The following is a 15,861-nucleotide window of genomic DNA, read 5'->3' on the forward strand; positions in this document are numbered from 1 at the left end:
TCGCGAGCAGGCTCGCTCCCACCGGGGGACGGCATTTCGAATGTGCGAGCGAAGGGGCCTTCACAGACCGCTAACAATTGCGCGCTTCCACGGCATTCAAGGCTATGGCAACTTGGCCGCCCCTGATGAGGCTGCAATCGATGGCAAATCCCTACCGCGAATTGTTCACCGCCCCCGGTGCCCGTGCGTTTGTGCTGGCCGGGATGCTGGCGCGCATGCCGATTTCCATGACCGGCATCGGCCTGATCACCATGCTTGCGCAGTTGAACGGCGGTTATGCGCTGGCGGGGGCGGTGGCGGCGACGTTTGCCTTGGCCACGGCGTTTTGCGCGCCGCAGGTATCGCGGTTGGTGGACCGTTATGGGCAGGGGCGGGTGCTGCCGATCGCAGCGCTGACCGGTGGCGGCGGGTTATTGATGTTGCTGCTGTGCACACGTTTGCAGGCGCCGACCTGGACGCTGTTCATTTTTGCCGCGCTGGCCGGGTGCATGCCGAGCATGTCGGCGATGGTGCGGGCGCGCTGGACCGAGATCTACCGTGGCCAGCCGCAATTGCAGACGGCGTATGCGCTGGAGTCGGTGCTCGACGAAGTGTGTTTTATCGTCGGGCCGCCGCTGTCGGTGGGCTTGTCGGTCGCGGTGTTTCCCGAGGCCGGGCCGCTGGCGGCGCTGTTGGCCCTGGCCATCGGCGTGACGGCGTTTGTCGCCCAGCGCAGCACCGAACCACCGGTGCACGCGCAGGAGTCGCAGCATCAGGGCTCGATCATTCGCTCGACCGACGTGCAATGGCTGCTGGCGTTGATGCTGGCGATGGGCGTGATCGTCGGAGTCATCGATGTGGTCAGCGTCGCTTTCGCTCAACATCAGGGCCAGCCGGCAGCGGCGAGTATTGTTTTGTCGGTGTACGCGATCGGCTCATGCCTGGCCGGCATCGCCTTCGGTGCGATGCGTTCGAAACTGCCGCTGCCGCGCCTGTTTCTCTACGGCGGTGTGGCGACGGCAGTGACCACGCTGCCGCTGTTATTGGCGAGCAATATTCTCGGCTTGTCGATCGCGGTATTTATCGCCGGACTGTTCTTTTCGCCGACGTTGATTGTTGCGATGGCGTTGATCGAACGCATCGTGCCACCAGCCAAACTGACCGAAGGCCTGACCTGGCTGGTGACCGGGCTGAGCATCGGCGTGGCGATCGGCGCAGCTGGTTCCGGCGCGCTGGTGGACGCGTTTGGTGCGCGCAGCGGGTTTTGGCTGGCGATAGCGGCGGGGGCGGTGGTGCTGATTTCAGCGTTCCAAAGTTTCCGTCACTTGAAATGAAATTCCACTGTGGGAGCGAGCCTGCTCGCGAAGGCGGTGTGTCAGTAAATATCTTCATACCTGATACAACGCCTTCGCGAGCTGGCTCGCTCCCACAGTTATTTTGCGGTGTTACCAGCCGCGTCCTGAGTCGACCCAGAAGTTGACTGAGAGCGACGTCGACACCGACTCCACCTGATGGAACCAGCCCTCGGGCAGGAACAGCAGATCCCCAGCCTCCAGCGTCACCCGCAAAAACGTCACCTCCCGCGCTGCCGGGAAGCGTTCATAGTCCGGCGCATCGGGGTTGAAATCGCAGCCATCCAGGCCACCCTTGGGCGCGGTCGACCAGGTGCCCAGTGCCTCGCGGTGATGCGGCGCGGCAAGGGTGAATTTTTTCTGCCCCCAAACCTGGGCGAAGAGGTTGTCGGTATCATCGCGGTGCAATGGCGTCAGCGTGCCCTTGGGGCCGATCCAGATACGTGGCGGAATGAACAGCGACGTGTCGAAGTAGGGCGGGTACTGGATCTGCTGCAACAACTGCGCGGGCAGGATGTTGTTGCCCATGTACGCCGGCGGCTCGCCGTCCGCGCCTTTGACTGCCGGGCTGTCCAGTGAGGCGATGAACTCGGCCATCGAGGTCGAGCGGAAATCACGCTCGGTGGAAAAGGTCTTCTTCACGTAATCGCCATGACGGGTGATGCCCTGCAGTTCGGCGAAATGCACCAGCGACTCCTCGCGGCTCAGGCTGAACAGTGGCCAGTCGTGCAGGGCATTGCTGATCACCAACGGAATGCCGTTGGGCAGATACCGGGTTTCGAATTCGTGCCGGCTCAACTCGGCGCGTGTGCGACGTTCGACGCTGGTCTGCCGAGGCAGCGCGGCAGTGAGCTTTTCGCTGAAGCGCGGTGGCGTCGGGTAGCGCTTGTTCATGTCAACCTTTTCCACCGTGCCGCCACCCTGGCGAGCGTGGTCGATGATCTGCGGCAACATCGTCGCCAGGCCCATGTTGCCGCCAATCTTCAGGCGACCGCTGGCGAACAGTTCCTCGACATTGACCACGCCGGCCATGATCCCCAAAAAATCCTTTTCCGCGACTTCGATGGTCACGTCCGGGCTGGGGTGGCGACCGGCTGCCGTGCGCTGGCTGGTCTTGATGTCATACCAGTACGCCTGTTGCCCACTGAAGATGAACTGGAAAACGCCCTCGATGCCGACCGCGCCGGCGTTGGCGAACAACTTGCCCAGAATGCTCTGCAGGTCCACGGTGATTCCTCGCGATTGTTGTTTTTTTCCTGAACAGGCAACGAGCGGCTCGCGGGGGAATTTAGCGGCCGGCGACTAATTTGTCCGGCCAGTGATCCGTCTTTCTTGCAGACACATTTTTCAAGGAAAGCGCGGTGACCAAGCTGACATTGCTGTGCCTGCCCTATTCGGGCGCCAGCGCCATGGTTTACAGCCGCTGGCGGCGTCAACTGCCGACGTGGCTGCAATTGCAACCGGTGGAACTGCCGGGACGTGGCGCGCGGTTCGATGAACCGCTGCAAACCGACATGCGCGCACTGGCGCGGCAACTGGCGCGCGAGCACAAGCCGGGGCTGCAAGGCCCGTATGCGTTGTTCGGGCATAGCCTCGGTGCATTGCTCGCCTGCGAACTGGCCCATGCCTTTCGCGAGTTGGGTGTGCCGGAGCCGCTGGCGCTGTTCGCCTCCGGCACTGCCGCACCGTCCATGCGCAGCGATTACGACCGCGGCTTTGCCGAACCGCGCAGTGATGAAGAACTCATCGAACAGTTGCGCACCTTTCAGGGCACCAGCGAAGAAATCCTCGCCAATCAGGAATTGATGAGCCTGACCCTGCCGGTGCTGCGCGCCGATTTCATGATGTGCGGGCGCTTCACGCCTGCCGAGCGGCCCCTACTCAATTGCCCGGTGCACGTGCTCGGTGGCAAGGAAGACCGCGCCACCACCGAGCAACTGATCGGCTGGAGCAAGGAGACCCTGGGCAGCTTCTCGGTGGACATGATGACCGGCGGGCATTTCTTCATTCATGAGCATGAAGCGCGGGTCATTCGCACGATCAAGACCCATTTGGAAGTGCATCACCGGCGCCATGCGCAGGCCGCGCAACCGGCGTTCTGAGACGCGACCCATCTATCATTTTCAGGAGGCCAGTCATGGCTGTTGCTCTGGGGTTTTCCGTGCGGCCGTTGCTGCCGCAGCGCGGACGTTTGCCGCTGTTGGTCGAAGCAAGCGATGCCGACACCGATCTGTTGGCGGTATTCGATGAATTGAAGGAGCTGGTCGACGAGCATCTGCTGCGTGACGGTGGGGTGCTGTTTCGCGGTTTCCGCCTCGACGGCGCCGAGCAGTTTCGCCAGTTTGCCGCGAGTTTCGGCCATCCATTGCTCAACTACGAGTTCGGCTCGACGCCGCGTACCAACGTCACCCAAGGCGTGTACACCTCCACCGAATACCCGGCGCACCAAAGCATTCCGCTGCACAACGAGCAGGCCTATTCCCGCGACTGGCCGATGAAGATCTGGTTCTACAGCATGATCGCTGCCAGGTCCGGAGGCGAGACGCCGATTGCCGACAGCCGCGAAGTGTACCGGTGCATCCCGGTGGCGATCCGCGAGCGTTTCGTCAGCAAAGGCCTGATGTACGTGCGCAACTTCGGCAATGGCCTCGATGTGGCGTGGGAAGACGTGTTCAACACCGAAGACCGCGAAGTCGTCGAGGCCTACTGCAAGGCTCACGGCATTGTCTGCGAGTGGAAGGATGACGGCGAGCTGCGCACGCGCCAGACCTGTCAGGCGGTGGCGGTGCACCCGGTCACGGGCGACCACGTCTGGTTCAATCAGGCGCACCTGTTTCACATCTCCAACCTGCCAGCGGACGTGCGCGAAAGCCTGCTCGACATCGTCGACGAAGAAGACCTGCCACGTAATGTCTACTACGGCGACGGCTCGCCAATCGAAGACGAAGTGCTGGCGCAGATTCGTGCCGTGCTCGACGACTGTGCGATCAGTTTCCCCTGGCAGGAGGGCGATGTGCTGATGCTCGACAACATGCTCTCGGCTCACGCGCGCTCACCGTTCGAAGGGCCGCGCAAAGTCATCGTGGCCATGGCCGAGGGGCATTCGCAGGACGCGCGCTGACCTGTTCGCAACCCTTCAACTCAAATGCCGAATCCGGGCCTGTACCGGCTTCGGCATTTGTCTGTCTGGCCTTTGTACCGTCGGGCCGTGATTGCCGCCGGCGCGCTAAATCATCGCGCGGGCCATTCGTTCTTGTTGATACGACCGGGTCTCCAGGTCACGCCGCCGATCAGCAAGGACTCCACGCATGAATGCCGCAGACGCACAGAAACTAGCCCGCCGCTTTATCGAATTGCCCCAGGACAAACGCCGTCTGTTCCTCGCCGGCATGGCCCGCGAAGGCATCGATTTTGCGCAGCTGCCCATGACCGCCTGCGACGGCATCACCGAGCGTGACGGCCTGTCTTACGCGCAGCAGCGCATGTGGTTTCTCTGGCAGCTGGAGCCGACCAGCGCCGCCTACAACCTGCCGATGGCGGTGCGTCTGGATGGTGAGTTGCAAGTCGAGGCACTGGAACAGGCCTTCAGCCGTCTGGCGGCGCGCCACGAATGTTTGCGCACCACCTTCGGCCAGGATGGCGAGCGGGCCTTCCAGCGTGTGGCCGAACCTCAGCCTCTGAAACTACCCGTGACTGACCTGAGCGAGTTGCCCCAAGCCCAGCGCTGGCCGCTGGCGCAGCAGCACATGATGGCCGAGGCGACCCAGGCCTTCGACCTGCAGAACGGCCCGCTGCTGAGTCTGCGGCTGTTGCGCCTGGCCGCGCAGGAACACGTGCTGCTGCTGACCCTGCATCACATCATCGCCGACGGCTGGTCGATGAACATTCTGATCGACGAATTCATGCGCACCTACGACGCGCTGGTGGCCGGGCGTGATCCGACGCTGGCGCCGTTGAGCGTGCATTACCGCGACTACGCACTGTGGCAGCGCAGCTGGCTGGAGGCCGGTGAGCGCGAGCGGCAACTGGACTACTGGCGCACGCAACTGGGCCACGAACATCCGGTGCTGGAATTGCCCACCGATCGCGCCTATCCGGCGCAGTCCAGCCATCAGGGCGCACGCCTGGAAACGGTGATCGACGCGGCCCTGCGCGAAGAGCTGAAAAACCTTGCGCAGCGTCAGGGCGTGACCTTGTTCGTGGTGTTGCTGGCAGCGTTCAAGACCCTGTTGCATCGCTACAGCGGCCAGACCGATATTCGTGTCGGCGGGCTGATCGCCAACCGCACCCGCAGTGAAACCGAAGGGTTGATCGGCTTCTTCGTCAACACCCAGATTCTGCGCAGCGTGGTCACCGCACAAACGCCCTTCACCGAGTTGCTGCAGAACCTGCGCCAGGCCGCCCTCGGCGCCCAGGCCCATCAGGATCTGCCGTTCGACGCCCTGATCGAAGCCCTGCAACCGGCGCGCAGCCAGAGCCACAATCCGCTGTTCCAAGTGATGTTCAACCACCAGCCGCTGGTCACCGATCTGCACCAGGCGCAACTGGCCTCGGGTTTGCGCGTGGGCTATTTGAGCGAGGAGCAACTGGCCGGCAGCGGCCGGCAACATGCGGCCACCAGTGACCTGATGCTCGACACCCGTGAGGAGGGCGAGCAACTGTTTGCCGCCTTCACTTACGCCACGGATATTTTCGACGCCGCGACCATCGCCGCGCTGGCCGGGCATTGGCGCAACATTCTCCAATCGGTGTGCCGTGACCCGCAGCAGTTGATCGGCGATGTGGCGATGCTTGCCGATGACGAACGCCACGCCTTGATCCAGGCCACCGCACCAGCGCCTCGTTTCATTAGCGTGCAAAGCCTGTTCGAAGCGCAGGTCGCGCGCACTGCGCAAGCGCCGGCGGTGCGGTTGGCCACAGCGTCTGCGCCGGCATTCAGCTACGACGAACTCAACAGCCGCAGCAATCGCTTGGCCCATCAGTTGCGCGCACAGGGTGTCGGCCCGGACGTGCTGGTCGGCGTCGCGCTGGGGCGTTCGCTGGAATTGGCGGTGGCGCTGCTGGCGGTGCTCAAGGCCGGTGGTGCCTATGTGCCGCTGGATCCGCAGACGCCGGCCGAACGCTTGCGCCATGTGCTCGCTGACAGTGGTTTGCAACTGTTGCTCGGCGACCAGCAAAGCCTCGCCAGCCTGCCGCCGCTCGACGGCATCGAATGCCTGTGTCTGGAGCAATTGCCCGCCAGCGAACAGAGCGACAATCTGCCGGTCACGGTCGAAGCCGACAACCTCGCTTATGTGATCTACACCTCGGGTTCCACCGGGCGGCCGAAAGGCGTGGCGGTCAGTCATGGCGCGCTGAGCGAGTTCATTGCCCGCGCCATCGATTACAGCGATCTGCGCGAAGGCGACCGTGTTCTGCAATTTGCCACCAGCAGTTTCGACGGTTTCGTCGAGCAGTTTTTCCCGCCGCTGTGCCATGGCGCCAGCGTGGTCATGCGCGATGCGCCGTTGTGGGACAGCGCGACGCTGCATCAGGTGATCATCGATCAGGGCATCACCCTGGCCGATCTGCCAGCGGCTTATTGGTATTGGCTGGTGCAGGAATACGCGGCGAAACCGCCGGCAAGTTTCGGCGCGCTGCGGCAGATTCACGTCGGCGGTGAAGCCATGGCGGTGGACGGTTTGCGCTTGTGGCAACAGGCCGGGCTCGGCCATATGCGCCTGCTCAACACCTACGGCCCGACCGAGGCCACGGTGGTCTCGACGATTCATGACTGCACTGCGCTGACCGCGCAGGACGTGTCGTGGCGCGGCATGCCGATCGGCAAGGGCCTGGCGGCGCGGCGTCTGTACGTGCTCGACGATGATCTGAACCTGCTGCCGCAAGGCGCGGTGGGCGAGTTGTACATCGGTGGGCCGGGGCTGGCGCGCGGTTATCACCGTCAGCCGAGCCTCAGCGCTGAGCGTTTCATTGCCGACCCGTTTGCCGACGGCCAGCGCCTGTATCGCACTGGCGACCGTGCACGGCTGCGCGGCGATGGCGCGCTGGAGTATGTCGGCCGGGTCGATCATCAAGTGAAGATTCGTGGCTTTCGCATCGAACTGGGCGAGATCGAATCGCGCCTGCAGCAATGTTCGGGCGTTCGCGAAGCAGTGGTGTTGGCGGTGCCGTTCGCCGGCGGTGCGCAACTGGTCGCCTACGTTGTGACAGAACCTGCGGTGCTCGCCAGCGCGGCGACGCAAGCGGCATTCCGTCAGCAGACCCGCGCCGCGCTGCAAGCCAGCCTGCCGGATTACATGGTGCCGGGGCATCTGCTGTTGCTGGCGAACCTGCCGCTGACACCGAGTGGCAAGCTCGACCGCAAGGCTTTGCCGACGCCGGATCCGGCGCAGTTGCAGGGCGATTACCGCGCCCCGCAATCACCGGCCGAACAATGTCTGGCGCAGGTCTGGGCCGAGGTGCTGCACGTGCCGCGTGTGGGCCTGGATGATCACTTTTTTGAACTGGGTGGTCATTCGTTGTTGGCCGCGCAGGTGATTGCCCGGGTCAAGGAGCAGATGGGCGTGGTGCTGCCACTGCGCAGCCTGTTCGAAAAACCGCTGCTGGCGGATCTGGCCGAGGTGCTCGGGCAACTGGCCGAGGCGAGCGGCGACGACGACTGGTCCGACCTGGATCAGTTCATGAATGCTTTGCAAGGAGAAGAAGTATGAGCGGCACGATGGCGGAACGTATTGCAAAAAGGTTCGTCGGCTTGCCGCTGGAACAGCGTCGGCTGTTTCTCGCCAAATTGCGCGAGGAGGGCAAGGATTTCAGCCTGCTGCCGCTGCCGGTCAGCCGCCACGACTGCGCGCAGATTCCCCTGTCGTTCGCCCAGCAGCGCCTGCTGTTTCTCTGGCAACTGGAACCGCAGAGCGCCGCGTACAACATGGCCGCTGGCTTGCGTCTCAAAGGTTCGCTGAATGAGTCAGCCCTGAGCCGCTCGTTCGATCATCTGCTGGCGCGTCATGAAGTGTTGCGCACGGTGTTTCACACCGATGGCGATCAAGCGCATCAGGTGATTCTCGAGCAGCAGAAAATTGCCCTGGACCGCCTTGATCTGACCGGCACCGCCGTGCAAGAGCGCGAAAAAGTGCTGGCGCAACACGTGCAAGACGTCACCGCGCAACCGTTCGATCTGCGCCACGGCCCGTTGCTGCGCGCCAGCCTGTTTGCTTTGGCCGACGATGAGTTCGTGCTGGTGGTGAGCATGCATCACATCGTCTCCGATGGCTGGTCGATGGACGTCATGGTCAAGGAATTCGTGCAGTGCTATCAGGCGTTCAGCTTGCAGCGCGAGCCGCAATTGCCGGCGCTGCCGTTGCAGTACGCCGACTATGCGATCTGGCAGCGGCGCTGGCTGGAGGCCGGCGAGGGCGAGCGCCAGCTCGACTACTGGCGTCAGCAATTGGGCGACGAGCATCCGCTGCTGGAAGTGGCAGCGGACTTTGCCCGACCACCGACCCAGAGCTTCGCCGGGCAGACCCTGAGTTTCGATTTCGGTGCTGACCTTTCGCAGCAGCTCAATGCCTTCGCGCGCAGCCAGGGCATCAGCCTGTTCATGCTGGTGCTGGCCGGGTTCTCGTTGTTCCTTTCGCGTCTGGCCGGCGAGCGCGACATTCGTGTCGGCGTGCCGAATGCCAACCGTGGCCGCGCCGAAGTCGAAGGGCTGATCGGTTTCTTCGTCAACACCCAGGTGCTGCGTTGCCAGATCGATGAGCGCGGCAGTTTCACTGATTTGCTCGCGCAGGTGCGTGAAGCGGCATTCGGCGCACAGGCACATCAGGAGTTGCCGTTCGAGCAACTCGTCGACGAATTGGTCGCCGAACGCACCCTGGGCCACAACCCGCTGTTCCAGGCCAAGTTCAACCAGAACGTCGGCATGCAGAAACAACGCTCGATGGCCTTGCCCGGCCTGACCGTCAGCGAATACCCGCTGGCCAAGGACGGCACGCATTTCGATCTGGCCCTGGACATCACCGACGACGGCGCACTGATCCACGGTCAGATGACCTACGCCAGCGATCTCTACCGGGCGGAAACGGTCGCCGGTTTTGTGCCTATGTTGCTGGATCTGTTTGCACAGTTGCTCGACTCGCCGCAGGCGCCACTGCACACCGTGGCCACGCGGCAGCCTGCTGCGCTTGCCATTCACCGCGAACCGGCGTTGACGGTGTTGCAACACTGGGCGGGTGAAGTGGCCCGGCAGCCGCAGGCGCTGGCCGCTCGGGATCTCAAGCAAACGGTGACTTTCCAGGCGCTGGATGAACAAGCCAACCGTCTCGCCCATTATTTGCGTGCGCAGGGCGTCAATGTCGGCGAACCGGTGGCGGTGCTGCTGGAACGTTCGCTGGACTGGCTGACTTGCCTGCTGGCGATTTTCAAGGCTGGCGCTGTGTACATGCCGCTCGACGTCAAGGCGCCAAGCGCGCGCCTGAAGCAGATGCTCGGCGCTGCGCAAGCGCGGGCGCTGATCGGTGCTGAAGGCGACGCACGGCTCAGCGAACTGGCGGCTGAGGGCTGTCAGGGTCTGGAGTTTGCGCCGGGGCAATGGCAGTCGCTGCTGGCATCCGCGCCTGAGCTGACGCTGTATGCGCAGTCGCCGGCCTACGTGATTCACACCTCCGGTTCCACCGGGCAACCCAAGGGCGTGCTGGTCAGCCACGGCGCGCTGGGCAGTTATGTGCGCGGTGTACTCGAGCGTCTGGCGCCGGCGCCGGAGGCGAGCATGGCGCTGGTCTCGACCATCGCCGCCGACCTTGGCTTCACGGTGCTGTTCGGCGCGTTGTGCTCGGGCCGATTGCTGCATGTGCTGCCGGAAGAACTCGGCTTCGATCCGGATCGCTTTGCCGAATACATGGCCCGCCATCGCGTTGGCGTGTTGAAAATCGTCCCCGGACATCTCGCCGCGCTGTTGCAGGCGGCCAAGCCTGCGGATGTGTTGCCGGAACACGCACTGATCGTCGGCGGCGAAGCCTGTTCGCCGGCACTGGTCGAGCGTGTGCAGCAACTTAAACCGGGCTGTCGCCTGATCAATCACTATGGCCCTAGCGAAACCACCGTGGGTGTGCTGACCCATGAGGTCGAAGAACTCCCCGCGCAGGCGCGCAGTGTTCCTATCGGCACGGCGTTGGCCGGTGCCCATGTCTATGTGCTCGACGATGTGCTCAACCCGGTAGCCGATCAGGTCGCCGGTGAGCTGTACATCGGCGGCGACAGCGTTGCCCTTGGTTACCTGAATCAGCCGGCGCTGACCGCCGAACGATTCCTGCCCGACCCGTTCGGCGCAGCGGGCGCGCGGGTCTACCGCAGCGGCGACCGGGTCCGGCGCAATCGCGAGCAGGCGCTTGAGTTCATCGGTCGTGCCGACGATCAGGTCAAAGTGCGCGGCTACCGTGTCGAGCCTGCGGAAGTCGCGCGGGTGTTGCTCCGCCTTGATGGCGTCAGCGAAGCCGCCGTGCTCGCGCTGCCACTGGATGACGATCCGGCGCGCCTGCAACTGCTGGCATGGTGCGTGCCGGCAGCGGGCGCGAAGGTGCAGGCGCAGGAGCTGCGCGAGCAATTGCAGGCGCGGCTGCCGGATTACATGGTGCCGGCACAGTTGCTGTTGCTGGAAAAGCTGCCGCTGACTGCCAACGGCAAACTCGACAAGCGTGCCTTGCCAGTGCCCGGCGTGGTCAGCCAGCAGTTCGTCGCGCCGGTCGGTGAGATCGAAGAGAAACTGGCCGCGATCTGGGCCGAGGTACTCAAGCTTGAGCGGGTCGGCAGCAGCGATAACTTCTTCGAGCTGGGTGGCGACTCGATCCTCAGCTTGCAGATCATCGCCCGGGCCAAGCGCCAGGGCATCAAGCTCAGCCCCAAGCAGTTGTTCGAAAAACAGACCATCGGCCAATTGGCTGCCGTGGCCAGACTGATCGAAGCCAAACCGGCTGCCGTCGCCGCACCAGTGGCACGCGGGCCGCTGCCGTTGCTGCCGATCCAGGTGCGCTTCTTCGAGACGCCGATTGCCCAGCGCCAGCATTGGAACCAGTCGGTGATGCTGCAACCGACCCTGGCGCTGGATGCCGCGCATTTGCGCAAGGCGCTGGCGACGTTGGTCGAACATCACGAAGCGCTGGCCTTGAGCTTTGTGCAGTCGGGCGATCCCTGGCAGGCACTGCCGCAGCCGCAGGGTGATGCCGAATTGCTCTGGGTACGCGAGCTGGACAGCCTCGATGCCTTGCCGGCCGTGGCCGACGCGGCGCAGCGCAGCCTGGATTTGCAACGCGGGCACTTGCTGCGCGCGGTGCTGGTCAACCTGCCGAACGCCGAGCAGCGCTTGTTGCTGGTGATCCATCATCTGGTGGTCGACGGCGTGTCGTGGCGCATTCTGCTTGAGGACTTGCAGCAGGCTTACCAGGCATTGGCGGCGGGGACGGCGCCGGTGTTGCCGGGCCAGAGTAGTTCGCTGCACAACTGGGCCGAGCAGTTGCATCGTTATGCACAGAGCGAAACGTTGGCGGCCGAAAGCGCTTATTGGCGCCAGACCCTGGCGGCGGCTGACGCGGCACTGCCACGGGATTTCGCCAAGGACAGCCAGACCCGCGCCCAGGCTGCCCGCGCCAGTACGCGCCTGAGCCAGACATTGACCGACAAACTGCTGAAAGTCGCCCCGGCGGCCTACCGCACGCAAATCAACGACCTGTTACTGACCGCATTGGCGCGGGTGTTGTGTGACTGGAGCGAGCAGCCTTCGGTGTTGATCCAGCTCGAAGGCCATGGTCGTGAAGACCTGTTCGACGACATCGACCTGAGCCGCACGGTCGGCTGGTTCAGCAGCCTGTTCCCGGTGCGCCTGACCCCGCAGGCCAATCCCGCTGCATCGCTGTGTGCGATCAAGGAGCAACTGCGCGCCGTGCCGGGCAAAGGCATCGGTTATGGCGTGCTGCGTTACCTCACGCGTGCTGCCGAGTTGCAGACGCTGGCGCAACCACGGGTGACCTTCAATTACCTCGGTCAGTTCGACGGCGCGTTCAGCGCCGAGCAAGGCGCGTTGTTCTTGCCAAGCAGCGACGGCACTGGCGCCAATCAGGATGGACAGGCACCGCTGGGCAATTGGCTGAGCGTCGACGGACAGGTTCTCGGCGGTGAGCTGGAACTGACCTGGACCTTCGGCACCGGCATGTACCGCGCCGAGACCATCGAGGCGCTGGCCGAGGCCTATCGCCGCGAACTGCAACGCCTGATCGAACATTGCTGCGCGAGCGGCGCAGGTGGCGTGACACCCTCGGATTTCAACCTCGCCAACCTGACCCAGGCGCAGCTGTCGGCGCTGCCGATGGCGCCGCGTGACATCGTCGATCTGTACCCGCTGTCGCCGATGCAGCAAGGCATTCTGTTCCACAGCCGCAACGAGCCGGACAGTCCGGCTTACACCAATCAGCTGCGCGTCGACGTCGAGCAGCTCGACGCCGAGCGCTTCCACCAGGCCTGGCAGCAGACCCTCGAAGCCCACGATATTCTGCGTACGGCGTTCGTCTGGCCGCAGGATGCCGCCGCGCCGGTGCAGGTGGTCCGCAGCCGTGTGCAGATGCCGTGGCAGGTGCAGGACTGGCGCGGTCGCGCTGGCCTGGATGCCGCGCTTGATCATCTCGCCGCTGAAGATCTGCACAACGGTTTCGATCTGCTCGACGCACCGCTGTTGCGCGTGACGTTGGTGCGCATCGATGAGCACACTCATCACCTGATCTACACCTGCCATCACATCCTCATGGACGGCTGGAGCACTTCGCAGTTGTTCGGCGAAGTGCTGCAACGTTACGCCGGCATCGTGCCGAGCACAGGGCAGGGGCGTTATCGCGATTACATCGAATGGCTCGGCCAGCGCGATCCGCAAGCCAGTCGGCAGTTCTGGAGCACGGCGCTGGCGGATCTCGAAGAGCCGACGCGACTGGCCAGTGCCATGCCGGTCAGGCTCGCGGCCAGCGGCTATGCCGATCACGAGCATGTGTTCAGCGAACCGCTGACCGCGGAACTGAACCGCTTCGCCCGCGAGCAGAAAGTCACCCTCAACACGCTGGTACAAGCGGCGTGGCTGCTGCTGTTGCAGCGCTACACCGGCCAGGATCACGTGGCGTTCGGCGCGACTGTCGCCGGGCGGCCGACGGATTTGCCGGGTGTCGAGCAGCAGATCGGTCTGTTCATCAACACCTTGCCGGTGGTGGCGGCGCCATCGCCGGAGATCGGCGTCAGCCAATGGCTGCAACAGGTGCAAGACCTCAACCTGGCCTTGCGCGAGCACGAACACACGCCGCTGTATGACATTCAGCGCTGGGCCGGTATGGGCGCCGGGGCGTTGTTCGACAGCATTCTGGTGTTCGAAAACTACCCGATGGCCGAGGCCTTGGCTCAGGGTCCGCAGACCGGCCTGAAATTCTCGGCGATCCGCCGTCAGGAGCAGACCAATTATCCGCTGACTCTGGTGGCGATCACCGGCCGTGAGCTGAGTCTGGGCGTGAGTTACGATCAGGCCAGTTTCGACGCTCAAGCGATCAATGCGTTGAGTGCGCAGTTGCAAGGCCTGCTCGAGCAGTTCCTCGCCGACGCCGCGCAGCCGCTGGGGGCGCTGCAACTGCTCGCCGAGCCACAACGGCAACAAGCGATCGAGTGGGGCAAGGCGCCGGTTACCACGCCGGATCAATGCACGGTGCTGGCGCACATCGCCGCGCAGGTGCAGCGACAGCCACAGGCGAACGCGGTGCTGTTCGCTGAGCAATCCATCGCTTACCAAAACCTCGATGCCCGGGCCAATCGTCTGGCGCACAAGCTGCAAGGCATGGGCGTCGGGCCGGAAGTGCGCGTCGGCGTGTGCATGCGCCGCACGCCGCAGATGCTGGTCGGCTTGCTGGCGATCCTCAAGGCCGGTGGCGCCTATGTGCCGTTGGACCCGGATTACCCGCAGGAACGCTTGCTGCACATGCTCGACGACAGCCGCGCCGCTGTTTTGCTCACTGAGCCGGCGGCGTTGGCGATGCTGCCCGAGTCGTTGAGTGCGCAGGTGCTGTTGGTGGACGAGAACGTCGCCAGCAAATACCCGGCCACTGCGCCGCTGGTTAACCTCGCGGCTGAAAATCTGGCGTACGTGATCTACACCTCCGGTTCCACCGGCAAGCCGAAAGGCGTAGCGATCAGCCACGGCAATCTGTCGGCGCTGATTCAGTGGTCAGCGGGTGTCTATCGCGAAGAACAATTGCGCGGTGTGCTGGCCTCGACCTCGATCTGCTTCGATCTGTCGGTGTGGGAAATCTTCGTCACGCTGGCCTGCGGAGGCTGTCTGGTATTGGCCGACAACGCTCTGGCGCTGGCGGATTTGCCGGCGCGCGAGCAGGTCACCCTGATCAACACTGTGCCGTCGGCGATTGCCGCGTTGCAACGGGCCGGGCAGATCCCGACTTCGGTCGGCACCATCAATCTGGCCGGCGAGCCGCTCAAGCAGAGTCTGGTCGACAGCCTCTACGCCAGCATTCAGGTGCAGCAGGTCTACGACCTCTACGGGCCGTCGGAAGACACCACTTATTCGACCTTCACCCTGCGCACGCCGCAGGGGCAGGCGAACATTGGCCGGCCGCTGGACAACACCGTGGCCTACCTGCTCGACAGTCAGTTGCAGGCGCTGCCCGAGGGCGTGGCGGCCGAGCTGTACCTCGCTGGTGCCGGGGTGACGCGCGGCTATCTGCGCCGCGCCGCGCTGACCGCCGAACGCTTTGTGCCGAATCCTTACGCGAGCAATGGCGAGCGCCTGTACCGCACCGGCGATCTGGTGCGCCAGGGCGACGATGGCAACATCGAGTACATCGGTCGCGCCGACCATCAGGTGAAGATTCGCGGTTTCCGCATCGAACTCAGCGAGATCGAAGCGCGTCTGCTGGAACTCGACGATATCGGCGAAGCGGTGGTACTGGCGCAGGACGGCGCCGCTGGCAAACACCTGCATGCCTACCTCGTCGCCGCGCCGGACAGCGAGCGGTCGACGCTGGCCGAGCGGGTACGCAATGCCTTGGCCAGTCGCTTGCCGGCGCACATGGTGCCGGGGCATCTGCACCTGATCGACGCGATCCCGCTGACGCCCAACGGCAAGCTGGATCGCAAGGCGCTGATGGCGTTGGGCGAGAGCCCGACGCAGGAGCAATACCAGGCGCCGCAAAGCGATCTGCAATGGGAGGTCGCGACGATCTGGCAGGAGGTGCTGGAAGTCGAGCGGGTCGGGCTGGCGGACAACTTCTTCCAGCTCGGCGGCCATTCGTTACTGGCGACGCTGGTGGTGACCCGGGTGCAGGAACGTCTGGGCGACAAGGTGCCGCTCAAGGCGCTGTTCGAAACCGACACGCTCAAGGATTTCTGCGCGCGGATCGAAGCGCTGCGCGTCGAAATGTCGCCCGTTCAGGATGAATTGGCTAAATCACTGGAGGCCCTCAAACGTCTATCCCTCGATGATCTGGAAAAACTGATTTCTTGA

Annotated in this window: 6 protein-coding genes; 5 read left to right on the plus strand and 1 reads right to left on the minus strand. The window is 63.9% G+C overall.

What is annotated here, in order from left to right; all coding sequences use genetic code 11:
* The first annotated feature begins 140 nt into the window (after positions 1-140).
* Positions 141-1,313, plus strand: coding sequence for an MFS transporter (locus tag AB4O45_RS22435; RefSeq protein ID WP_150741407.1), 1,173 nt, complete (start codon positions 141-143; stop codon positions 1,311-1,313).
* Positions 1,314-1,424: 111 nt separating this feature from the next.
* Here the strand turns inward: AB4O45_RS22435 and AB4O45_RS22440 are convergent, their stop codons facing one another.
* Positions 1,425-2,558, minus strand: a complete 1,134-nt coding sequence (locus AB4O45_RS22440; protein WP_460160559.1) for a cupin-like domain-containing protein — start codon at positions 2,556-2,558, stop codon at positions 1,425-1,427.
* Between the two features lie 134 nt (positions 2,559-2,692).
* Here AB4O45_RS22440 and AB4O45_RS22445 point away from each other — a divergent pair, with 134 nt between their 5' ends.
* The 4 genes from AB4O45_RS22445 (at position 2,693) to AB4O45_RS22460 (ending at position 15,861) form a co-directional block, all read left to right on the plus strand.
* Positions 2,693-3,433 (plus strand): thioesterase II family protein, encoded by a 741-nt coding sequence (locus tag AB4O45_RS22445; protein WP_256809496.1) that lies wholly within the window; start codon positions 2,693-2,695, stop codon positions 3,431-3,433.
* Between the two features lie 35 nt (positions 3,434-3,468).
* On the plus strand, positions 3,469-4,452 hold the full coding sequence (locus AB4O45_RS22450; RefSeq protein WP_460160560.1) for a TauD/TfdA family dioxygenase: 984 nt from the start codon (positions 3,469-3,471) through the stop codon (positions 4,450-4,452).
* Positions 4,453-4,639: 187 nt separating this feature from the next.
* Positions 4,640-8,041: an amino acid adenylation domain-containing protein gene (locus AB4O45_RS22455; RefSeq protein WP_460160561.1), complete on the plus strand. Its 3,402-nt coding sequence runs from the start codon at positions 4,640-4,642 to the stop codon at positions 8,039-8,041.
* Positions 8,038-15,861 carry an amino acid adenylation domain-containing protein gene (locus AB4O45_RS22460; RefSeq protein WP_460160562.1) on the plus strand — a complete coding sequence of 2,608 codons (7,824 nt, stop codon included), beginning with the start codon at positions 8,038-8,040 and terminating at the stop codon, positions 15,859-15,861. The genes AB4O45_RS22455 and AB4O45_RS22460 overlap by 4 nt, the downstream gene beginning before the upstream one ends.

The sequence above is a fragment of the Pseudomonas sp. S2_B10 genome (genome assembly GCF_054668425.1).

What these genes read in the sequence shown, in the direction of transcription:
- AB4O45_RS22450 (WP_460160560.1), top strand. Translation starts at nt 3,469, where the DNA reads ATGGCTGTTGCTCTGGGGTTTTCCGTGCGGCCGTTGCTGCCGCAGCGC.
- AB4O45_RS22435 (WP_150741407.1), top strand. Translation starts at nt 141, where the DNA reads ATGGCAAATCCCTACCGCGAATTGTTCACCGCCCCCGGTGCCCGTGCG.
- AB4O45_RS22455 (WP_460160561.1), top strand. Translation starts at nt 4,640, where the DNA reads ATGAATGCCGCAGACGCACAGAAACTAGCCCGCCGCTTTATCGAATTG.
- AB4O45_RS22460 (WP_460160562.1), top strand. Translation starts at nt 8,038, where the DNA reads ATGAGCGGCACGATGGCGGAACGTATTGCAAAAAGGTTCGTCGGCTTG.